General features: G+C 53.0%; 20 protein-coding genes. 16 read left to right on the forward strand and 4 right to left on the reverse strand.

The features are described 5' to 3' along the window. Window positions 1-334 precede the first annotated feature (334 nt). From dnaK to nhaR, 4 genes are all read left to right on the forward strand, one after another. Entirely contained in the window at window positions 335-2,251 is a 1,917-nt protein-coding gene (gene dnaK, locus OGV82_RS21935; RefSeq protein ID WP_012134158.1) for a molecular chaperone DnaK, read from the forward strand. A gap of 87 nt (window positions 2,252-2,338) precedes the next feature. Then, window positions 2,339-3,472, forward strand: a complete 1,134-nt coding sequence (gene dnaJ, locus OGV82_RS21940) for a molecular chaperone DnaJ (protein WP_047463780.1) — start codon at window positions 2,339-2,341, stop codon at window positions 3,470-3,472. A gap of 183 nt (window positions 3,473-3,655) precedes the next feature. Beyond that, complete coding sequence (gene nhaA / locus OGV82_RS21945; protein WP_012134155.1) at window positions 3,656-4,822, forward strand: Na+/H+ antiporter NhaA; 1,167 nt, start codon at window positions 3,656-3,658, stop codon at window positions 4,820-4,822. A gap of 62 nt (window positions 4,823-4,884) precedes the next feature. Next, complete coding sequence (nhaR, locus tag OGV82_RS21950; RefSeq protein ID WP_012134154.1) at window positions 4,885-5,781, forward strand: transcriptional activator NhaR; 897 nt, start codon at window positions 4,885-4,887, stop codon at window positions 5,779-5,781. A gap of 97 nt (window positions 5,782-5,878) precedes the next feature. Here the strand turns inward: nhaR and rpsT are convergent, their stop codons facing one another. Next, entirely contained in the window at window positions 5,879-6,142 is a 264-nt protein-coding gene (rpsT, locus tag OGV82_RS21955) for a 30S ribosomal protein S20 (RefSeq protein ID WP_001518655.1), read from the reverse strand. A gap of 102 nt (window positions 6,143-6,244) precedes the next feature. Here rpsT and OGV82_RS21960 point away from each other — a divergent pair, with 102 nt between their 5' ends. The 6 genes from OGV82_RS21960 to ispH all read left to right on the forward strand — a co-directional run bounded on the left by OGV82_RS21960 (window position 6,245) and on the right by ispH (window position 12,275). Further along, on the forward strand, window positions 6,245-6,445 hold the full coding sequence (locus OGV82_RS21960) for a DUF2575 family protein (RefSeq protein WP_047459028.1): 201 nt from the start codon (window positions 6,245-6,247) through the stop codon (window positions 6,443-6,445). Between the two features lie 25 nt (window positions 6,446-6,470). Next, window positions 6,471-7,409, forward strand: coding sequence for a bifunctional riboflavin kinase/FAD synthetase (gene ribF / locus OGV82_RS21965; RefSeq protein WP_012134153.1), 939 nt, complete (start codon window positions 6,471-6,473; stop codon window positions 7,407-7,409). Between the two features lie 37 nt (window positions 7,410-7,446). Next, entirely contained in the window at window positions 7,447-10,263 is a 2,817-nt protein-coding gene (gene ileS, locus OGV82_RS21970) for an isoleucine--tRNA ligase (protein ID WP_047459025.1), read from the forward strand. Further along, window positions 10,263-10,751 carry a signal peptidase II gene (gene lspA / locus OGV82_RS21975; protein ID WP_047459022.1) on the forward strand — a complete coding sequence of 163 codons (489 nt, stop codon included), beginning with the start codon at window positions 10,263-10,265 and terminating at the stop codon, window positions 10,749-10,751. Before ileS ends, lspA begins: the two co-directional genes overlap by 1 nt. 122 nt (window positions 10,752-10,873) lie before the next feature. Continuing rightward, window positions 10,874-11,323, forward strand: coding sequence for an FKBP-type peptidyl-prolyl cis-trans isomerase (gene fkpB / locus OGV82_RS21980; protein WP_047459019.1), 450 nt, complete (start codon window positions 10,874-10,876; stop codon window positions 11,321-11,323). 1 nt (window position 11,324) lies between these two features. After that, window positions 11,325-12,275 (forward strand): 4-hydroxy-3-methylbut-2-enyl diphosphate reductase, encoded by a 951-nt coding sequence (ispH, locus tag OGV82_RS21985; protein ID WP_012134149.1) that lies wholly within the window; start codon window positions 11,325-11,327, stop codon window positions 12,273-12,275. Between the two features lie 47 nt (window positions 12,276-12,322). Here the strand turns inward: ispH and OGV82_RS21990 are convergent, their stop codons facing one another. Then, entirely contained in the window at window positions 12,323-13,015 is a 693-nt protein-coding gene (locus OGV82_RS21990; protein WP_012134148.1) for a response regulator, read from the reverse strand. Beyond that, window positions 13,005-14,642, reverse strand: a complete 1,638-nt coding sequence (locus tag OGV82_RS21995) for an ATP-binding protein (RefSeq protein ID WP_012134147.1) — start codon at window positions 14,640-14,642, stop codon at window positions 13,005-13,007. The genes OGV82_RS21990 and OGV82_RS21995 overlap by 11 nt, the downstream gene beginning before the upstream one ends. Before the next feature lie 333 nt (window positions 14,643-14,975). Here OGV82_RS21995 and OGV82_RS22000 point away from each other — a divergent pair, with 333 nt between their 5' ends. The 3 genes from OGV82_RS22000 to rihC all read left to right on the forward strand — a co-directional run bounded on the left by OGV82_RS22000 (window position 14,976) and on the right by rihC (window position 18,294). Further along, complete coding sequence (locus OGV82_RS22000; RefSeq protein ID WP_012134145.1) at window positions 14,976-16,343, forward strand: 2-hydroxycarboxylate transporter family protein; 1,368 nt, start codon at window positions 14,976-14,978, stop codon at window positions 16,341-16,343. A 24-nt stretch (window positions 16,344-16,367) separates the two neighbouring features. Then, entirely contained in the window at window positions 16,368-17,231 is an 864-nt protein-coding gene (locus OGV82_RS22005; RefSeq protein ID WP_024130722.1) for a fumarylacetoacetate hydrolase family protein, read from the forward strand. A 148-nt stretch (window positions 17,232-17,379) separates the two neighbouring features. Next, window positions 17,380-18,294, forward strand: coding sequence for a ribonucleoside hydrolase RihC (rihC, locus tag OGV82_RS22010; RefSeq protein WP_101744251.1), 915 nt, complete (start codon window positions 17,380-17,382; stop codon window positions 18,292-18,294). Here rihC and OGV82_RS22015 read toward each other — a convergent pair. Continuing rightward, window positions 18,291-19,190 (reverse strand): LysR family transcriptional regulator, encoded by a 900-nt coding sequence (locus tag OGV82_RS22015; protein WP_012134142.1) that lies wholly within the window; start codon window positions 19,188-19,190, stop codon window positions 18,291-18,293. The genes rihC and OGV82_RS22015 overlap by 4 nt on opposite strands. A 90-nt stretch (window positions 19,191-19,280) precedes the next feature. Here OGV82_RS22015 and OGV82_RS22020 point away from each other — a divergent pair, with 90 nt between their 5' ends. The 3 genes from OGV82_RS22020 (at window position 19,281) to carA (ending at window position 22,523) form a co-directional block, all read left to right on the forward strand. Further along, window positions 19,281-19,910 carry a serine-tRNA(Ala) deacylase AlaX gene (locus tag OGV82_RS22020; RefSeq protein WP_024130721.1) on the forward strand — a complete coding sequence of 210 codons (630 nt, stop codon included), beginning with the start codon at window positions 19,281-19,283 and terminating at the stop codon, window positions 19,908-19,910. Window positions 19,911-20,096: 186 nt separating this feature from the next. Further along, window positions 20,097-20,918, forward strand: coding sequence for a 4-hydroxy-tetrahydrodipicolinate reductase (gene dapB / locus OGV82_RS22025; protein WP_047459014.1), 822 nt, complete (start codon window positions 20,097-20,099; stop codon window positions 20,916-20,918). 456 nt (window positions 20,919-21,374) lie between these two features. Next, complete coding sequence (gene carA / locus OGV82_RS22030; protein WP_024130719.1) at window positions 21,375-22,523, forward strand: glutamine-hydrolyzing carbamoyl-phosphate synthase small subunit; 1,149 nt, start codon at window positions 21,375-21,377, stop codon at window positions 22,521-22,523. The last annotated feature ends 14 nt before the right edge of the window (window positions 22,524-22,537 follow it).

Raw genomic sequence — 22,537 nt, forward strand, 5'->3', positions numbered from 1 at the left:
GGCGCGGCATGATAATCAGGGGAATAGAGGCTGTCTATGATCTAATAGGGGGAAAATGAAATATTTCCCCTTGTGATGACGATCACGGAAGAAAAAGGCTTAACCGTTGCGCCGGCAGAGGTGTTTTCCATATGCCCGGTGAAGAAAATTATCGTTTTTCGCAAAAAAAATTTTTCATGCCCCCCTTGATGACGTGGGTTACGACCCCATCTTGTAGTCAACCGCAGTGAGTGAGTCTGAAAAAAAACGATTCAGGGTAGTTGAAACCGCACGTTTCGCCCTTATTACAGATTCACAACCACATGATGACCGAATTTTTAGTGGAGACGTTTAGATGGGTAAAATTATTGGTATCGACCTGGGTACTACCAACTCTTGTGTAGCTATTATGGATGGCACAACTGCACGTGTGCTGGAGAACGCCGAGGGCGATCGCACCACGCCTTCTATCATTGCTTATACCCAGGATGGTGAAACTCTGGTTGGTCAGCCGGCTAAACGTCAGGCAGTGACAAACCCGCAAAACACCCTGTTTGCGATTAAACGCCTGATTGGCCGCCGCTTCCAGGACGAAGAAGTTCAGCGTGACGTTTCCATCATGCCGTACAAAATCATCGGCGCCGATAACGGCGACGCATGGCTTGATGTGAAAGGTCAGAAAATGGCACCGCCGCAGATCTCTGCTGAAGTGCTGAAAAAAATGAAGAAAACCGCAGAAGATTACCTGGGCGAACCGGTAACTGAAGCTGTTATCACCGTACCTGCTTACTTCAACGATGCTCAGCGTCAGGCAACGAAAGATGCCGGTCGTATCGCAGGTCTGGAAGTAAAACGTATCATCAACGAACCAACCGCCGCCGCGCTGGCTTATGGTCTGGATAAAGAAGTCGGCAACCGTACTATCGCGGTTTACGACCTCGGTGGTGGTACTTTCGATATCTCTATTATCGAAATCGACGAAGTTGACGGCGAAAAAACCTTCGAAGTTCTGGCAACCAACGGTGATACCCACCTGGGTGGTGAAGACTTCGACAGCCGTATGATTAACTACCTGGTTGAAGAATTTAAGAAAGATCAGGGCATTGACCTGCGTAACGACCCGCTGGCGATGCAGCGTCTGAAAGAAGCGGCAGAAAAAGCGAAAATCGAGCTTTCTTCCGCACAGCAGACCGACGTGAACCTGCCGTACATCACCGCAGATGCCACCGGTCCGAAGCACATGAACATCAAAGTGACTCGCGCGAAACTGGAAAGCCTGGTCGAAGACCTGGTGAACCGTTCCATCGAGCCGCTGAAAGTCGCGTTGCAGGATGCTGGCCTGTCCGTATCTGATATCAACGACGTTATCCTCGTTGGTGGTCAGACGCGTATGCCGATGGTGCAGAAAAAAGTGGCGGAGTTCTTTGGTAAAGAACCGCGTAAAGACGTTAACCCGGACGAAGCTGTTGCTATTGGCGCAGCGGTGCAGGGCGGCGTACTGACCGGTGATGTGAAAGACGTTCTGCTGCTGGACGTTACCCCGCTGTCTCTGGGTATCGAAACCATGGGCGGCGTAATGACGGCGCTGATCAGCAAAAACACCACTATCCCGACCAAGCACAGCCAGGTGTTCTCTACCGCGGAAGACAACCAGTCTGCGGTAACCATCCATGTGTTGCAGGGTGAGCGTAAACGCGCGTCTGATAACAAATCTCTGGGTCAGTTCAACCTGGATGGCATCAACCCGGCGCCGCGCGGTATGCCGCAGATCGAAGTCACCTTTGATATCGATGCTGACGGTATCCTGCACGTTTCCGCGAAAGACAAAAACAGCGGTAAAGAGCAGAAGATCACCATCAAGGCTTCTTCTGGTCTGAACGAGGACGAAATTCAGAAAATGGTTCGCGATGCTGAAGCGAACGCAGAATCTGACCGTAAGTTCGAAGAGCTGGTTCAGACGCGTAACCAGGGCGACCATCTGCTGCACAGCACGCGTAAGCAGGTTGAAGAAGCGGGCGATCAGCTGCCAGCAGACGACAAAACGGCTATCGAGTCTGCACTGAGCGCGCTGGAAACGGCGCTGAAAGGTGAAGACAAAGCGGCTATCGAAGCGAAAATGCAGGAACTGGCGCAGGCTTCCCAGAAACTGATGGAAATCGCTCAGCAGCAGCATGCACAGCAGCAGGCTGGCGGCGCTGACGCTTCTGCAAACAACGCGAAAGATGACGATGTTGTCGACGCTGAGTTTGAAGAAGTGAAAGACAAAAAATAATCGCCCTTTGAACGGGTAAAATACTGGCACGGGCGAAGAGGGTTCCTCTCCGCCCGTGCACGCATGTTAGGGGCAGATAAAAACAAGATGGCTAAGCAAGACTATTACGAGATTTTAGGCGTTTCCAAAACAGCGGAAGAGCGTGAAATCAAAAAGGCGTACAAGCGCCTGGCCATGAAATATCACCCGGACCGTAACCAGGGTGATAAAGAGGCCGAGGCCAAGTTCAAAGAGATCAAGGAAGCCTACGAAGTTCTGACCGATGCGCAAAAACGTGCGGCATACGATCAGTACGGGCACGCTGCGTTTGAACAAGGCGGTGGTGGATTTGGCGGCGGCTTCGGCGGCGGTGCTGACTTCAGCGATATCTTTGGTGACGTTTTCGGCGATATCTTTGGCGGCGGACGTGGTCGTCAGCGCGCAGCGCGTGGTGCTGATTTACGTTACAACATGGATCTCACCCTGGAAGAAGCCGTACGTGGCGTGACCAAAGAGATCCGTATTCCGACGCTGGAAGAGTGCGACGTTTGCCACGGCAGCGGTGCGAAAGCAGGCACTCAGCCGCAGACCTGTCCAACCTGTCATGGCTCCGGTCAGGTGCAGATGCGTCAGGGCTTCTTCGCCGTGCAGCAAACCTGCCCGCACTGTCAGGGGCGCGGTACGCTGATTAAAGATCCGTGCAACAAATGCCACGGTCATGGCCGCGTGGAGAAAACCAAAACCCTGTCGGTTAAAATCCCGGCGGGTGTGGACACAGGCGATCGTATTCGTCTTTCCGGTGAAGGTGAAGCGGGCGAGCATGGCGCGCCAGCGGGCGATCTGTACGTTCAGGTGCAGGTGAAGCAGCACCCGATCTTCGAGCGTGAAGGCAACAACCTGTATTGCGAAGTGCCGATTAACTTTGCAATGGCAGCGCTGGGTGGTGAGATTGAAGTCCCGACGCTGGATGGCCGTGTGAAGTTGAAAGTGCCGCACGAAACGCAAACCGGCAAGCTGTTCCGTATGCGCGGAAGAGGCGTGAAATCCGTACGCGGCGGCGCACAGGGCGATCTGCTGTGCCGTGTTGTGGTCGAAACGCCGGTAGGTCTGAACGAGAAGCAGAAGCAGTTGCTGAAAGATCTGCAAGAAAGCTTCGGTGGCCCGACAGGCGAGAAAAACAGCCCGCGTTCGAAGAGTTTCTTCGACGGCGTGAAGAAGTTTTTCGATGATTTGACGCGTTAATTACCGCTGTTACATTGCATAAAAAGCCCGGGATTGCACAATCCCGGGCTTTTTTGTTTGTCGGCGGTGATGATTTTATTTCGTAAAAACCGAATGTTTCACCATAAATAATCTAATTTTAACGATAGATCATGCGAGGTAAGATAGACGCCACGAGGTTTGATTATATTGAGAGAATAAAAAGTGAAACACCTGCATCGTTTTTTTAGCAGTGATGCCTCCGGGGGCATCATTCTCATTATCGCCGCCGTGCTGGCTATGCTGATGGCGAACAGCGGATTCACCAGCGGGTGGTATCACGCCTTTCTGGAGACGCCCGTTCAGCTACGGGTTGGGGCGCTTGAGATCAACAAAAATATGCTGCTGTGGATCAACGACGCGCTAATGGCGGTATTTTTCCTGCTGATTGGTCTGGAGGTCAAGCGTGAGCTTATGCAGGGCTCGCTTGCCAGTTTACGTCAGGCGGCGTTTCCGGTGATTGCCGCCATTGGCGGTATGATTGTTCCGGCGCTGCTCTATCTGGCTTTTAACTATTCCGACCCGATTACGCGCGAAGGCTGGGCGATCCCGGCGGCAACGGATATTGCTTTTGCGCTGGGCGTATTGGCCTTGCTGGGCAGCAGGGTGCCGCTGGCGTTGAAGATATTCCTGATGGCGCTGGCTATTATTGACGACCTGGGCGCGATTGTGATCATTGCGCTGTTCTACACCAGCGATCTTTCGATGGTCTCGCTGGGAGTTGCGGCATTTGCGATTGTGCTTCTGGCCGTGCTGAACCTGTGTGATGTCAGACGAACAGGGGTTTATATCCTGGTCGGCGTGGTGCTGTGGACTGCCGTATTGAAATCTGGCGTCCATGCCACTCTTGCCGGGGTGATCGTCGGTTTCTTCATCCCATTGAAGGAGAAGCATGGTCGTTCTCCGGCGAAGCGTCTGGAACATGTGCTGCACCCGTGGGTGGCGTATCTGATTCTGCCGCTGTTCGCCTTCGCCAATGCGGGCGTCTCGCTACAGGGGGTAACGCTTGACGGGCTGACCTCAATACTCCCGCTGGGAATCATTGCCGGGTTGCTGATCGGTAAACCGCTGGGGATTAGCCTGTTTTGCTGGCTGGCGCTGCGTCTCAAACTGGCGAAGCTGCCGGAAGGAACACGTTTTCAGCAAATAATGGCGGTCGGTATTCTGTGCGGGATCGGTTTTACGATGTCGATTTTCATCGCCAGTCTGGCGTTTGGTAGTGTAGATCCGGCACTGATTAACTGGGCGAAGCTGGGGATTTTGATTGGTTCTCTGCTTTCGGCAGTGATCGGCTATAGCTGGCTGCGTACACGTTTAAGCCCGGTGGTCTGAGCGGGGAGAGGGGGGGGCTGATGTGGCCCCCCTTGCGACACAGATCAGGGAGAGGAGTGAGCATGTCTCATATTAACTACAACCATCTTTATTATTTTTGGCATGTGTATAAAGAAGGTTCCGTTGTCGGGGCGGCAGAAGCGCTTTACCTGACGCCGCAAACTATCACCGGTCAGATCAAAGCCCTTGAGGAGCGCTTGCAGGGAAAATTATTCAAGCGTAAAGGGCGTGGGCTGGAGCCCAGTGAATTAGGGGAACTGGTGTTTCGCTATGCGGACAAAATGTTTACCTTAAGCCAGGAAATGCTGGATATCGTTAACTACCGCAAAGAGTCTAACCTGCTGTTTGATGTCGGCGTGGCGGATGCGTTGTCAAAACGTCTGGTCAGCAATGTGCTGGACGCGGCCGTGGTTGACGACGAACAAATTCATTTGCGCTGTTTTGAATCCACCCATGAGATGCTGCTTGAGCAGCTTAGCCAGCATAAGCTGGATATGATTATCTCGGATTGCCCAATCGACTCTACTCAGCAGGAGGGGCTGTTTTCGGTGAAGATAGGTGAATGCAGCGTGAGCTTCTGGTGTACGAAACCGCTGCCTGCAAAACCCTTCCCGGCGTGTCTGGAAGAGCGTCGGCTGCTGATCCCTGGCCGTCGCTCTATGCTCGGTCGCAAATTATTAAACTGGTTTAATTCGCAGGGCTTAAACGTCGAAATCCTTGGCGAGTTTGATGATGCGGCGCTGATGAAAGCGTTTGGCGCTACCCACAATGCGATTTTCGTCGCGCCGACGCTCTATGCGCATGACTTTTACGCCGATGAGTCGATTGTTGAGATTGGCCGTGTGGAAAACGTCATGGAAGAGTACCACGCCATTTTTGCCGAGAGGATGATTCAGCACCCGGCCGTACAGCGTATTTGTCACGCGGATTACTCGGCGCTATTTAGCCACAAAGGGTAAGCGCTACAGGCCGGATAAGGCGTTTGCCCGCCATCCGGCAGACATAAAAAAACCCGCTTGCGCGGGCTTTTTTACAAAGCTGATAACAAGCGGGCGATTAAGCCAGTTTGTTGATCTGTGCAGTCAGGTTTGCTTTATGACGTGCAGCTTTGTTTTTGTGGATCAGACCTTTAGCAGCCTGACGGTCCACGATCGGTTGCATTTCGTTAAATGCTTTCAGTGCAGCAGCTTTGTCGCCAGCTTCGATAGCTGCGTATACTTTCTTGATGAAAGTACGCATCATAGAGCGACGGCTTGCGTTGTGCTTACGAGCCTTTTCAGACTGAACGGCGCGCTTCTTAGCTGATTTGATATTAGCCAAGGTCCAACTCCCAAATGTGTTCTATATGGACAATTCAAAGGCCGAGGAATATGCCCTTTTAGCCTTCTTTTGTCAATGGATTTGTGCAAATAAGCGCCGTTAATATGGCGGCACTCGTTACGTAGTGATGGCGCAGGATTCTACCAGCTTGCGGGTCGTGAATACAGCTTTTCCATGATAAAAATTACATTGAATGGGCAGTTTCTTGTTCTGATTTGCCCCATAACAATGAAAACAATCTTCTTTATGTTTCACAGGGGCAATCGTCGGTTAACCTTGACCGCTGTACAAGGTATACTCTGACGATTTTCACTGTTTTGAGCCAGACATGAAGCTGATACGCGGCATACATAATCTCAGTCAGGCCCCGCATGGGTGTGTGCTGACTATTGGTAATTTCGACGGTGTGCATCGTGGCCATCGTGCATTGCTGCAGGGCTTGCGGGAAGAAGGGCGCAAGCGGGGTTTACCAGTGATGGTAATGATTTTCGAACCGCAGCCGCTGGAACTCTTCGCTACGGAAAAGGCCCCTGCGCGCCTGACCCGCCTGCGGGAAAAACTGCGTTACCTGGCGGAATGCGGCGTGGACTACGTGCTGTGCGTACGCTTCGATCGCCGCTTTGCCGCCCTGACCGCACAAAACTTTATCAGCGATCTGCTGGTGAAGCGTCTCGGCGTGCGGTTCCTCGCTGTCGGTGATGATTTCCGTTTTGGCGCTGGTCGCGAAGGCGATTTCTTGTTATTACAGAAAGCCGGAGCGGAGTACGGTTTTGACATCACCAACACGCAGACCTTTTGCGAAGGTGGCGTACGAATCAGCAGTACGGCCGTGCGTCAGGCGCTGGCGGAGGACAACCTGCCGCTGGCTGAAAGTTTGCTGGGGCATCCATTTACCATCTCCGGGCGTGTCGTCCACGGCGATGAGTTAGGGCGCACCATTGGTTTCCCGACGGCGAATTTACCGCTGCGTCGTCAGGTCTCCCCGGTAAAAGGGGTTTATGCGGTGGAAGTGATGGGGCTGGGTGATAAACCCATGCCTGGCGTTGCCAATATCGGCACGCGTCCGACAGTGGCAGGTGTACGCCAACAGTTAGAAGTGCATCTGCTGGACGTTGTAATGGACCTCTATGGTCGCCATATAGATGTAATACTGCGTAAAAAAATACGCAACGAACAGCGATTCGCATCGCTGGATGAACTCAAAGCGCAGATTGCGCGTGATGAGTTAACTGCCCGCGATTTTTTTGGGCTATCAAAACCGGCTTAATGCCTATACGAGTTTTAAATACGGAACCGAGAATCTGATGAGTGACTATAAATCAACCCTGAATTTGCCGGAAACAGGGTTCCCGATGCGCGGCGATCTCGCCAAGCGTGAACCGGGAATGCTGGCGCGTTGGACCGATGATGATCTGTACGGCATCATTCGTGCGGCCAAAAAAGGCAAAAAAACCTTCATTCTGCATGATGGCCCTCCTTATGCGAATGGCAGCATTCATATTGGTCACTCGGTTAATAAGATTCTGAAAGACATTATCGTGAAGTCCAAAGGACTCGCGGGATTTGACTCGCCTTACGTTCCGGGCTGGGACTGCCACGGTCTGCCGATCGAGCTGAAAGTCGAGCAGGAATACGGTAAGCCGGGCGAAAAATTCACGGCTGCGGAATTCCGTGCGAAGTGTCGCGAATACGCCGCCACCCAGGTTGACGGCCAGCGTAAAGACTTCATCCGTCTGGGCGTGCTGGGCGACTGGTCGCATCCGTATTTGACGATGGACTTCAAAACTGAAGCCAACATCATTCGCGCGCTGGGTAAAATCATCGGCAACGGCCATCTGCATAAAGGCGCGAAGCCGGTGCACTGGTGCGTGGACTGCCGTTCCGCGCTGGCGGAAGCGGAAGTTGAATATTATGACAAAACGTCTCCGTCTATCGACGTGGCGTTCCACGCCGCTGACCAGGATGCGGTGAAAGCGAAGTTTGGCGTTTCCAGCGTCAACGGCCCGATCTCGCTGGTTATCTGGACCACCACCCCGTGGACGTTACCTGCGAACCGCGCGATCTCTCTGGCGCCGGATTTTGATTACGCGCTGGTACAAATTGACGGCCAGGCGCTGATTCTGGCGAAAGACCTGGTGGAAAGCGTGATGCAGCGCCTTGGCGCGGCTGACTATACCATCCTCGGCACCGTAAAAGGCGCGGAGCTGGAGCTGTTGCGCTTTACCCATCCGTTTATGGACTTCGACGTTCCGGCGATCCTCGGCGATCACGTCACGCTGGATGCCGGTACGGGGGCGGTGCATACCGCGCCTGGTCATGGCCCGGACGACTATGTCATCGGTCAAAAATACGGTCTGGAAACCGCTAACCCGGTCGGACCGGACGGCGCTTACCTGCCAGGCACGTATCCGACGCTCGATGGCGTGAACGTTTTCAAAGCGAACGACATCGTCGTTGCGCTGCTGCGTGAAAAAGGCGCGCTGCTACACGTTGAGAAGCTGCAACACAGCTATCCGTGCTGCTGGCGTCACAAAACGCCGATCATCTTCCGTGCGACGCCGCAGTGGTTCGTCAGCATGGATCAGAAAGGCCTGCGCGAGCAGTCGCTGAAAGAGATCAAAGGCGTACAGTGGATCCCGGACTGGGGTCAGGCGCGTATTGAATCAATGGTTGCGAACCGTCCTGACTGGTGTATTTCTCGTCAGCGTACCTGGGGCGTGCCGATGTCTCTGTTCGTACATAAAGACACTGAAGAGCTGCACCCGCGCGCCATCGAACTGATGGAAGAAGTGGCGAAGCGCGTTGAAGTGGACGGCATTCAGGCATGGTGGGATCTCGATCCGAAAGAGATCCTCGGCGACGACGCTGACCAGTACGTGAAAGTGCCGGATACGCTGGACGTCTGGTTTGACTCCGGTTCGACGCACGCTTCTGTGGTCGATGTGCGTCCTGAGTTTGCCGGTCATGCGGCGGATATGTATCTGGAAGGTTCCGACCAGCATCGCGGCTGGTTCATGTCCTCCCTGATGATCTCCACTGCGATGAAGGGCAAAGCGCCGTACCGTCAGGTACTGACCCACGGCTTCACCGTGGATGGTCAGGGCCGCAAAATGTCCAAATCCATCGGTAACACCGTTTCTCCGCAGGATGTGATGAACAAACTGGGCGCGGATATTCTGCGTCTGTGGGTGGCGTCTACCGACTACACTGGCGAAATGGCCGTTTCCGACGAGATCCTGAAACGCGCTGCTGACAGCTATCGTCGTATCCGTAACACCGCGCGCTTCCTGCTGGCGAACCTGAACGGGTTTGATCCGGTAAAAGATATGGTGAAACCGGAAGATATGGTGGTGCTGGATCGCTGGGCGGTGGGCTGCGCGAAAGCGGCGCAGGACGATATCCTGAAAGCCTACGAAGCCTATGATTTCCACGAAGTGGTACAGCGTCTGATGCGCTTCTGCTCCGTTGAGATGGGCTCGTTCTACCTCGACATCATCAAAGACCGCCAGTACACCGCGAAAGCCGACAGCGTGGCGCGTCGTAGTTGCCAGAGCGCGCTGTACCATATCGCAGAAGCGCTGGTGCGCTGGATGGCGCCGATCATGTCCTTCACCGCAGATGAAATCTGGGGTTATCTGCCAGGCGATCGTGAGAAGTACGTCTTTACCGGTGAGTGGTATGAAGGGCTGTTTGGCCTGGCCGCGACTGAGCCGATGAACGATAGTTTCTGGGACGAGCTGCTGAAAGTGCGTGGCGAAGTGAACAAGGTTATCGAGCAGGCGCGTGCGGATAAGAAAGTCGGTGGTTCTCTCGAAGCGGCTGTCACCCTGTACGCTGAACCGGAACTGGCGGCGAAGCTGACTGCACTGGGCGATGAATTACGATTTGTCCTGTTGACCTCTGGCGCGAAAGTCGCTGACTATGCGGAGGCTTCTGCTGATGCGCAGCAGAGCGAACTGCTCAAAGGGCTGAAAGTCGCGTTGAGTAAAGCCGAAGGTGAGAAGTGCCCACGCTGCTGGCACTACACCACGGATGTCGGCAAGGTAGCGGAACACGCAGAGATCTGCGGCCGCTGTGTCAGCAACATCGCCGGTGACGGCGAAAAACGTAAGTTTGCCTGATGAGTAAGCCTCTTTGTTCAACAGGACTGCGCTGGCTGTGGCTGGTGGTAGTCGTGCTGATTATCGATTTAGGCAGCAAGTACCTGATCCTCCAGAACTTTGCTCTGGGGGATACGGTGTCGCTGTTCCCGTCGCTTAATCTGCACTACGCGCGCAACTATGGTGCGGCGTTTAGCTTCCTCGCCGACAGCGGCGGCTGGCAGCGCTGGTTCTTTGCCGGTATCGCCATCGGTATTTGCGTTATCCTGATGGTGATGATGTATCGCTCGAAGGCGACGCAAAAGCTGAATAACATCGCCTATGCGTTAATCATTGGCGGTGCGCTGGGCAACCTGTTCGACCGCCTGTGGCATGGCTTTGTTGTCGATATGATCGACTTCTATGTTGGCGACTGGCATTTCGCCACCTTTAACCTGGCCGATAGCGCGATTTGTATCGGTGCGGCGTTGATTGTGCTGGAGGGTTTCCTGCCGAAAAAGCAGGCGTAATAAAATGCCGGATGGCGGCGTAAGCGCCTTATCCGGCCTACAAAATAGCGCGATTCTTGTAGGCCCGGTAAGCGTAGCGCCACCGGGCAAACAGGTGACCCAAAACAAGTGAGCAAACCTGCATGTCTAAATCAGTACAGAGTAACAGTGCGGTGCTGGTGCACTTCACCTTAAAGCTTGACGATGGCTCTACCGCTGAGTCAACGCATAACAATGGTAAGCCAGCGCTATTCCGCCTGGGTGACGGCTCCCTGTCCGAAGGGCTGGAGCAGCATCTTCTGGGACTGAAAGACGGCGACAAAACCATGTTTTCTCTGGAACCGGATGCCGCGTTTGGCGTACCGAGCCCGGACCTGGTTCAATACTTCTCTCGCCGCGAGTTTATGGACGCGGGCGAGCCTGAAGTGGGGGCAATTATGCTCTTTACCGCAATGGACGGCAGTGAGATGCCTGGCGTGATCCGCGAAATTAACGGTGACTCGATTACCGTCGATTTCAACCATCCGCTGGCCGGGCATACCGTTCATTTTGATATTGAAGTGCTGGAAATCGATCCGGCACTGGAGGCGTAAAATGCAGATCCTGTTGGCCAACCCGCGCGGCTTTTGCGCAGGTGTAGACCGCGCTATCAGCATTGTAGAAAACGCGCTGGCTATTTACGGCGCGCCAATTTATGTCCGTCACGAAGTGGTGCACAACCGCTACGTGGTGGATAGCCTGCGTGAGCGCGGGGCGATTTTCATCGAGCAGATCAGTGAAGTGCCGGACGGCGCGATCCTGATTTTCTCCGCACACGGGGTTTCCCAGGCGGTACGTAACGAGGCGAAAAGCCGCGATCTCACCGTTTTTGACGCCACCTGTCCGCTGGTAACAAAAGTGCATATGGAAGTGGCGCGCGCCAGCCGTCGCGGCGAAGAGTCAATCCTGATCGGCCACGCCGGGCACCCGGAAGTGGAAGGGACGATGGGGCAGTACAGCAACCCGGAAGGGGGCATGTATCTGGTCGAGTCGCCGGACGACGTTCTGTCGCTTGATGTCAAAAACGAAGGCAAACTCTCCTTTATGACCCAGACGACGCTCTCCGTCGACGACACGTCTGATGTGATTGACGCGCTGCGTCAACGCTTCCCGAAAATTGTCGGGCCGCGTAAAGATGACATTTGCTACGCCACGACGAACCGCCAGGAAGCGGTGCGCGCGCTGGCGGAACAGGCCGATGTCGTGCTGGTGGTCGGTTCGAAAAACTCCTCCAACTCCAACCGTCTGGCTGAACTGGCGCAGCGTATGGGGAAAGCGGCGTTTCTGATCGACGATGCCACCGACATCCAGGAAGCCTGGGTGAAAGAGGCGAAGTGCGTTGGCGTGACCGCTGGCGCTTCCGCACCGGATATTCTGGTGCAGAATGTGATCGCTCGCCTGCAAGAGCTTGGCGGCGGCGAAGCCATTCCGCTGGAAGGCCGCGAAGAGAACATTGTTTTCGAAGTGCCGAAAGAACTGCGTGTGGATGTTCGTGAAGTAGAGTAATTACGCTTTGACGCCGGTCTGCTATCCGACCGGCATCTTTTATGCCATTACGTTTCGCTCAGGCGATACATCCTGCGCGGATGCCCTGGCTTGCCATACAGCATTTCGACGCGAAGAAAACCCGTCTCGACACCGTGTTCAACATAGCGGCGTGCCGTGGTTTTACTTAACCCCGTTCCGGCAACCACATCGTCAACGGAGAAGCTGCGCGTGCTGTTTTCTGTAAAAAGCTTCTGCACCAGCGCCAGCGTGATTTCTTCAATCCCCTTACTGCTATTCTCCTGACGGTAATTCTTCGCCTGTAACAGGTAGAGTGAATCGACGTTTTGCTGATCGACAATTTTCCATACCCGCTGCTGTTCGGCAAACTGGACAAAACGTTCCAGCGACTGGCTGAGCCGTTTCCACGAGATTGGCTTCAGGATATAGTCAAACGCGCCGTTGCGAATCGCCAGGCTACAGGTATCCATATCACTGGCGGCAGTAATAAAGATCACTGAGCAATTCGTGTTCATGACTAACGGATCGCTGATGAGCGTAATACCCTTACCATCCGGTAGATAGTTGTCCAGCAGCAGTAGCTGAGGCCGCAGCTGGTTGAGTTTTTGCCGGGCATCGGCAAGCGTGGAGGCAATGCCTGCCAGTCGGAGTCTCGGATGTTTGTCGATCAGTTCAGCGTGCAGCTGCGCCAGTTCGTTCTCGTCCTCAACGATCAGGACATCGATAAGTTCAGGTTGCATAATCGGTACCTTCCAGTTCCTGTACGGGACTGCGGGAAATTCCCGTAGCGGGAATAAACAACGTAAATATGGCGCCGCGCGGCGAATTATCAGCGACTTCTATCACCCCTCCCGCCTGAGTGACATAACTTTCAATCAGATACAATCCAATGCCATGATCGCCCCGGGTTTTCGTGGTGACGCCACGTTCGAAAATATGCTCGCGAATCTCCGGTTTAATACCGACTCCCTGATCGGCCACTTCGATAATCAGCTCATGCTCGTTGAGTCTGATCAGCACGTCCACTGGCGCATGCGGTAATGGCGATCGCTGCGTTGCTTCGATCGCGTTATCGAGTAAATTGCCCAGGATCGAAATCAGTTCTGATTCCGCAAGTGGCGGAAAAGGCCTATCCATCCGGCAACTGGGATCGAAATTCAGTTCCACCCCTTTTTCACCCGCTCTTGCCGCTTTACCTAACAACAGGCCGCACAACGTCGGTGAACTGAAGCGCGATGAGATAAAGTCCAGCAGCTCCTGGGCATGTTCCGACTGGGCCTGAATATAATCAATGGCTTCATTGTAACGACCCATATGCAGTAAACCAGAAAGGGTCGTCATGCAATTGAGCTGCTCGTGGCGCATGATGCGCAAATTATCTACGTAACGTTTTACCTGGCTTAGCTGAGCGCTCAAACTGTCTATTTCATTGCGATCGCGGAAGGTTATCACCCATCCCTGAAGCGAGTTCTCCAGCATGATGCGCACCCGGCTGGCGATAACCGTCAATTCATTGAAACGGCAGATTTCATCATGAGTGTCATTCTTCAGCATTACCTCTTTAAGGAAGAAGGGGGATGGCGTAATCACTTCGGTAATGTGTTGACCGCGTATCGCCTGCGCAGGCTGGCCTAAACCCAGCAGCTCGCGGGCAGCCTGATTGATCACCTCAATGTGCAAATTATTATCAATGGCGATTACCCCTTCATAAATCGATTCCATCATCGCTTTTTGCTGACGAACCAGCAGGCCTATCTCTCGCGGCTCCAGTGAAAAAATCTGTTTTTTAATACTGCGGGTGAAGAACCAGGAAAAGACAAAAAGGGATATCAGCAGCAGGATGGCGGCAACCAGGATACTGACGGCTTTATTCACCGTAATAGTGTTGAGGTAACTGGTGAGGTATCCAACGGAGACGATACCAATAACCTCGCCCTGATCGTCAACAATGGGCGCTTTACTGCGCAGGGAGATGCCCAGGCCGCCACGGCGAATTGTCGTGGTGCTCTTTCCGTGAAGCACTTCAGTGTTATCGTCGCCAACCAGCTTTTTTCCTACTCTGTCGGCATAAACCGAATGAAACAGATGGATGCCTTCTTTATCTCCGATAACAATAAAACTGGCGTCGCTATGCGCGGCTATTTTTTGCATAAATTGATGAATCGCCGTGGTATCTCTTTCTACGACTTCTTTTCGCAAATTCGGAATAAGCGCAATTTCTTCCGCCTGTATTTTCGCCCTGGCTCCCATCTCCTGATAAAGCTGTTTTTCTACGTGCATATAATAGTATCCACCCAGTAAGGCAAATAATATGGAGAAAAAAGCAATCAGCGATATAAACAGTTTGATCTGAAATGAAACTTTCATAATGTTCAGGCATCGTCATCAGGGATACGTCACTGTATCATCTTTTGGCCTGAATGAAGCGATTTTGCCAGAAACCTGTGATCTTTTGCACAGCAGAATATATTGCAGTAGGCAGCGCGCAGGCGCAACGGTGTTGCCAAACGTTGCTTTAAATACGCGCTGAAAAGAAACCATAAAAACCACGGCGTTAAATAAGAGATAAATCACATAAAATAATAGAAACCATTAAAACTATAGAGACCATTAAAACTTCTTTTTGAATTCGTCAGTACTCACACAAAGTAAATATTGAAGCCCATAAACTAACCCTGAAAAATAACCGAGGGCTTAATAATGAGCACGACTGATGATTCTTTCTCTGTTACTCATGAACCGTTAAACATTCAGCGCTTGTCACTTAAAGAGCGCTGGTGGCACATTATGGATACATGGAAAATCGGTATTATTCCATTACCGATGTTTTTGTTGGCCGGCGCATTAATCGCGATTGATTGCCTGGGCGGGAAGCTGCCGAGCGATATTGTCGTGATGGTCGCCACGCTGGCTTTTTTTGGCTTTGCCTGCGGAGAGTTTGGGAAGCGTTTGCCCATCGTCGGCAAACTGGGGGCCGCCGCAATTTGCGCGACCTTTATTCCTTCCGCGTTAGTTTACTATGGCCTGCTGCCGGATGTGGTGGTGGAGTCGACGACCAAATTCTATAAATCTACCAACATCCTGTATCTCTATATCTGCTGCATTATCGTCGGCAGTATTATGAGTATGAATCGCACCGTGCTGATTCAGGGTTTCCTGCGTATTTTCTTCCCAATGTTATGCGGTGAAATCGTCGGCATGGTTGTTGGTATGGGCGTCGGCCTGGCGCTTGGCCTCGAACCCTTTCAGATTTTCTTCTTTATTATTTTACCCATCATGGCCGGCGGCGTTGGCGAAGGCGCCATTCCGCTTTCAATTGGCTATGCGACCCTGTTACACATGGATCAAGGGGTGGCGCTTGGTCGTATCTTACCGATGGTGATGCTGGGCAGTCTGACCGCCATTATCATCTCCGGCTGCCTGAACCAACTGGGCAAGCGCTTCCCGCATCTGACCGGCGAAGGTCAATTGATGCCAAACCGTGCGAATGCCGATGAACAATCGCCGTCACTGGCGGAAGGCGTCTCTGGCAAAACGGATGTGACCACGATTGCCGCAGGCGCGCTGCTGGCGATACTGCTCTATATGCTGGGGATGTTAGGGCACAAGCTGATTGGCTTGCCCGCACCGGTTGGCATGTTGTTTGTGGCTGTGCTGGTCAAGTTAGTTAACGGCGTATCGCCCCGCGTTCTTGAAGGCTCGCAAGTGGTGTACAAATTCTTCCAGACTTCAGTGACTTATCCCATTCTGTTCGCGGTTGGCGTAGCCATTACGCCGTGGGAGGAGCTGGTGAACGCCTTCACCCTGACCAATCTTCTGGTCATTATCAGTACCGTTGCTGCGCTGGTCGCGACAGGATTCTTTGTCGGTAAAAAAATCGGTATGCATCCTATTGATGTCGCCATTGTCTCCTGCTGTCAGAGTGGGCAAGGCGGTACGGGCGACGTAGCGATTTTAACCGCAGGCAACCGCATGAGCCTGATGCCATTCGCACAAATTGCGACGCGTATCGGTGGGGCGATAAATGTTTCCATTTCGCTGCTGGTGCTGGGTAACTTTCTTATTTAATTGAAGTATGCAGGATTGATAATTATGAAACTCGCAAGCTTTCTTTATCAGGGCACTCGCAGCTATGGCATCGTTACTGCCGGAGGCGTTATTGATTTGGGGAACCGCATCGGCGACCAGTATCGGGACCTGAAGGCGCTATTGCAGGGGGATGGTCTGGAGCAGGCGCGGCGCTTCGCGCAGGCGCCGGTCGATCTAAAAATGGATGCAATCACCTTTTTACCGGTAATAGAGCGACCGGAAAAAATACTCTGTGTCGGCATGAACTACGCCGAAAAGCGCCAGGAGTTCGATCAGCATGACCCCGCGCCGACGCTGTTTGTTCGTTTTGCGGATTCGCAAACCGGGCACAACATGCCGGTACTCAAGCCACGTCATTCGCATGAGTTTGATTACGAGGGGGAGCTGGCGGTGATCATAGGTAACGGTGGCGAGAATATCTCCCGCGACCATGCGCTTGACCATGTCGCCGGATACAGCTGCTATATGGATGGCTCCGCACGCGACTGGCAGCACAGCTGGTTTACTGCGGGGAAAAACTGGCGGCAGACCGGCGCTTTTGGCCCGTGGATGGTCACTGCCGATGAAATTCCCGACCCGCATCAGCTGGCGATCCGCACCTGGCTCAACGGCCGCATGGTACAGGAAGATAACACCAGCAGTATGATCCATAAAGTTGCTGAATTAATTGAGTATATAAGCACTTTCACCCGTCTTAATTCCGGTGACGTCATCATTACGGGCTCGCCGGGCGGCGTAGGGAAAAAGAGGAATCCGCCGTTATTCATGCAGGAAGGCGATCGTATTGAGGTGGAGATTGAGCACATTGGCCATCTGAGTAATGTCATTATGGAAGCCCCGCTACAGGCCTTTGCGGCGGCGCATTAATACGATGAGCCAACACGTTTTGGCGTATGGGATTAATGACAAATTTTGTTTCGTCTCCTTTTGTCGGTCGGTCGCTTGCCAACCGGCAAAAGGTTTGCCAATAATCGGATGCCAACCCTGGAGCTTGTCATCTTTTTATGGAGGAAACATGCGCCTGCCCATTATTCTGGATACCGATCCGGGTATCGACGATGCCGCCGCCATTGCCGCCGCCCTGTTTGCCCCGCAGCTTGACCTGCAACTGATGACCACCGTCGCGGGGAATGTCTCCGTAGAGAAAACCACCCGCAACGCGCTGCAACTGCTGCATTTCTGGAACGTGGATATCCCGCTGGCGCAGGGGGCCGCCACGCCGCTGCTGCGCCCGTTGCGCGATGCTGCTTACGTCCACGGCGAGTCGGGCATGGAAGGCTATGACTTTGTTGCCCATGATTGCCAGCCACTGGCAAAACCGGCCTTTATCGCCATTCGGGATGCCCTGATGAGCGCCCCGGAACCCGTCACGCTGGTCGCGATCGGCCCGTTAACCAATATTGCGCTGCTGCTGACTCACTACCCGGAATGCGCTTTTAACATTCGTCGTCTGGTGATCATGGGCGGCTCTGCGGGGCGGGGGAACTTTACGCCGAACGCTGAATTCAATATTGCCGTCGACCCGGAAGCCGCTTCCCGCGTTTTTCAGAGTGGGATAGAGATTGTGATGTGCGGGCTGGATGTGACCAACCAGGCCCTGCTGGCGCCGGATTATCTGGCAAAACTGCCCGAACTTAACCGGACGGGAAAAATGCTGCATGCGTTGTTTAGCCACTACCGCAGCGGCAGCATGAACACCGGGCTGCGCATGCACGATCTCTGCGCCATCGCCTGGCTGGTTCGCCCGGATCTGTTCACCGTTAAACCCTGTTTTGTCGCGGTAGAGACGCAGGGGGAATACACCGCAGGCACAACGGTTGTTGATATTGAAGGCCGGCTGGGTAAAAGCCCTAACGTGCAGGTGGCGCTGGAGATTGATGTGGCTGGCTTCCAGCAGTGGGCCGCCGACGTGCTGGCGCTGGCGCCCTAGGATTTTAGTTGTTGGCTAAGGTAATCAATCATGGCCCGTATTTTGAGAGGCATATGCTTGTTTCCAGCCCACAAAAGCCATAGCTCGCCGGAGTAGTTGCTGATAAACGTCCACTCCGGCAACACCTGCATGATTTCGCCGTCTTGTAACGCTTCTCTGGCTGTGAATGCGGGGAGACTGCCAATTCCCAGATGGCGCTTTACTGCGTCCAGTCTTACACCCGTATGATTAGCCGCATAGCGCCCCGTTGTTTGAACGACTTCTGTCTTACCTTGTTTACGAAATTTCCAGCGTGAGTCCGTTGGCGTCTCTCCGAGGCTAATGCAACTGTGCTGACGTAAATCTTCCGGGTGCGTCGGTGTCCCCTGTTTTTGCAGATACTCTGGCGTGGCGCAGAGGATGTGGGTGATTGGCATTAACGGCTTGCCATGCAACCCGGGCGAGGGGGTATTGGTGATTTGCAGCGCCAGATCGACACCATCATCAATGAGATCCATATAGCGGTCTTCGAGCCTCAGGCAAACATCAACCAGGGGAAAACGTTCAAGAAATTGCGGGATCAGTGGATGAATAACGAAGCGTCCGACGGCTTTGGGTACGCTGAGCGTAATCTTTCCCTGAGGAACGTGTTGTACGCTTCCCCCGGAATCAATGGCCTGTCGCGCTGCTTCCAGCATCATTTTTGCGTGTTCATACACCATCTTTCCTGTTTCACTTAATGCCAGCTTACGTGTTGAACGATGCAACAACTGGCTGCCCGTTTCGCGTTCAAGGCGTGAAACGCTGCGGCTCATGGCTGATGGGGTCACACCTGCTGCGCGCGCTGCGGCAGAAAAGCTACCGTGATCAACAATCAACACAAAAGTGGCCAGATCGGGAAGGAGTGTCAAATTCATTTGTGTTTCTCAGGCAAAGATTCATTGCCGGGCAGGCGGATTATCTGCTCCGGGATAAATAATATACTGCCCTTCACGACAGGAGGACATATGACAGAACGTCTTTATTACAACACCGATGATACAGAAGGCATGGCATGTGTGACGGGGTGCTCTCCACAAATGGATGGCCTGTATGCCGTTACGCTCGATAAAACATTATTCCACCCTCAGGGAGGTGGACAACCCGCAGACAAAGGCTGGATTGCGGATATTCCGGTTTGCGGAATCATGTTACGTGATAATCAAATTATACATATTCTGCCGCAACCCGTTGCAGCGGGAGTGGTGCAGCTAAAAGTCGATGCACAGACACGTTTGCTCAACTCTCGTCTGCATTCAGCAGGCCATCTTATCGGGTGTGCGGGAGAAACATGGGGTTGGTCGCCAGTGAAAGCGCACCACTGGCCGGGTGAGGGGCGCATTACCTTTTCAGCAGGTGAACATGCTCGTCTTCCTGATGCTGAAAATCTGCTGGCGTGTATTGAACAGTGGCAGGCGAAGGATTATGCCCGCCGAATTGAGTTTGACGGTGAGCGACGTAAAGTGGGGTTTGGCGAACTTCCGATGTACTTCTGTGGAGGAACACATGTCACTTCGCTCGGCCAACTTGGTCGTATAATGATCGGTGGGATTAAAATGAAGAAAGGGCAGCTCATCATTAACTATTCCATTGAATAGCGCCCATTTGCTCTTGATCGCAGGCAGAGTTGCCTGCGGTGTCCCGCTTTTCCCGCATATAGCTTTTACTGATATCTCTCCCTGTTTATCATTAAATTCTAATTATCGACGTTTTTGGCTAGCGGCGCGGCGTGGCGCTGGTTAATCTGAAAACGATTTACGCAAAATTAACAAAAGAGAATAGCTATGCATGATGCACAAATCCGCGTTGCCATCGTGGGAGCCGGGGGACGCATGGGACGTCAGCTGATTCAGGCCGCCCTGGGGATGGACGGCGTTCAACTCGGCGCGGCGCTGGAGCGGGAAGGTTCTTCATTACTGGGCAGCGATGCCGGTGAATTAGCAGGCGCAGGGAAAACGGGCGTCACCGTGCAAAGTAGCCTGGAAGCGGTAAAAGATGATTTTGACATCTTTATCGATTTCACTCGCCCGGAAGGGACGCTGGCGCACCTGGCGTTTTGCCGTCAGCACGGTAAAGGCATCGTCATTGGCACGACGGGATTTGATGACGCAGGCAAGCAGGCCATTCGCGATGCCGCGCAGGATATCGGCATTGTGTTCGCCGCCAACTTTAGCGTCGGTGTTAACGTCATGCTGAAGCTACTTGAGAAAGCGGCGAAAGTGATGGGCGACTATACCGATATTGAAATTATCGAAGCGCACCATCGCCATAAAGTGGATGCGCCGTCAGGCACCGCGCTGGCGATGGGGGAAGCGATCGCCCACGCGCTGGACAAAGATCTGAAAGCGTGCGCGGTATACAGTCGTGAAGGTTATACCGGCGAACGCGTGCCGGGCACCATCGGTTTTGCGACGGTTCGTGCTGGCGACATTGTGGGTGAACATACCGCGATGTTTGCTGATATCGGTGAACGTATTGAAATCACGCATAAGGCCTCCAGCCGTATGACGTTTGCGAATGGCGCGGTCAGATCGGCTATCTGGCTAAAATCAAAGCCAAATGGTCTTTTTGATATGAGTGATGTACTGAATTTAAACAATTTATAGCTGGTTTTTACCCTTCGTGATGTGGTTATGGTAATCATAATTTGTTGATTACATAGGGCAATAATTTATTGCCCTATTATTTTTAGCATTATCTTTCTGTTTTTTATTTAAACTCGTGAATTTATCTGTTTTCTTCTGTTTATTTGTTGCTTTTATGTAAATTTTGACCAAATGGTCCACTTTTTCCTTCTCTCTGGTTTCATAATGCATTCTTTCAGCCACGCAAGCGTTTTCCAGGACAAGTTAGCTGATCTTTTTGCCTGTTAAATCAGAACATCCTTCCCTGAGTCGTAAAACAATACAAAAAATACCGCCTTTAAGTTGACTTTTACCCGCCTTATCTTCAGAATGCCGCCGTTTGCCAGAAATCCACGGGTAAGCAGATTTGCATTGATTCAGGTTATACAAATGAATTAATATGCAAATAAAGTGAGTGAATATTCTCTGGAGGGTGTTTTGATTAAGTCAGCGCTATTGGTTCTGGAAGACGGAACCCAGTTTCACGGTCGGGCCATAGGGGCAACAGGTTCGGCGGTTGGGGAAGTCGTTTTCAATACTTCAATGACCGGTTATCAAGAAATCCTCACTGATCCTTCCTATTCCCGCCAAATTGTCACTCTTACTTATCCTCATATCGGTAATGTCGGCACCAATGAAGCCGATGAAGAATCCTCTCAGGTTCATGCGCAAGGTCTGGTCATTCGCGATCTGCCGCTGATTGCCAGCAACTTCCGCAATACTGAAGACCTCTCTTCTTACCTGAAACGCCATAACATCGTGGCGATTGCCGATATTGATACCCGTAAGCTGACGCGCCTGCTGCGTGAGAAGGGCGCACAGAACGGCTGCATTATCGCGGGTGATAACCCGGATGCGGCACTGGCGCTGGAGAAAGCGAAAGCCTTCCCGGGCCTCAATGGAATGGATCTGGCGAAAGAAGTGACCACCGCTGAATCCTATAGCTGGACGCAGGGAAGCTGGACGCTTGCAGACGACCTGCCGGAAGCCAAATCAGAAACTGACCTGCCGTTCCACGTTGTGGCTTACGACTACGGCGCGAAACGCAACATCCTGCGTATGCTGGTAGACAGAGGCTGCCGCCTGACGGTGGTTCCGGCGAAGACCTCCGCCGAAGAGGTGCTGAAGATGAACCCGGACGGTATCTTCCTCTCTAACGGCCCTGGCGATCCGGCGCCGTGCGACTACGCTATCGAGGCGATTCAGGCATTCCTCGAAACCGATATTCCGGTTTTCGGCATCTGCCTCGGCCATCAGCTGCTGGCGCTGGCGAGCGGCGCGAAAACCATCAAGATGAAGTTCGGCCACCACGGCGGTAACCATCCGGTAAAAGATATCGATAACAATACCGTGATGATTACGGCGCAGAACCACGGTTTTGCGGTGGATGAGGCTTCTATGCCTGCAAATCTGCGAGTGACGCACAAATCGCTGTTCGACGGCACTCTGCAAGGGATTCATCGCACCGATAAACCGGCGTTCAGCTTCCAGGGACACCCTGAGGCGAGCCCTGGCCCGCATGATGCCGCGCCATTGTTCGACCACTTTATCGAGTTAATTGAGCAGTACCGTCAGTCCGCGAAATAATCAGGAGTAAACAG

Origin of the sequence: Citrobacter sp. CK191 (genome assembly GCF_030333435.1) — a bacterium.
GTDB lineage: Bacteria > Pseudomonadota > Gammaproteobacteria > Enterobacterales > Enterobacteriaceae > Citrobacter_B > Citrobacter_B koseri.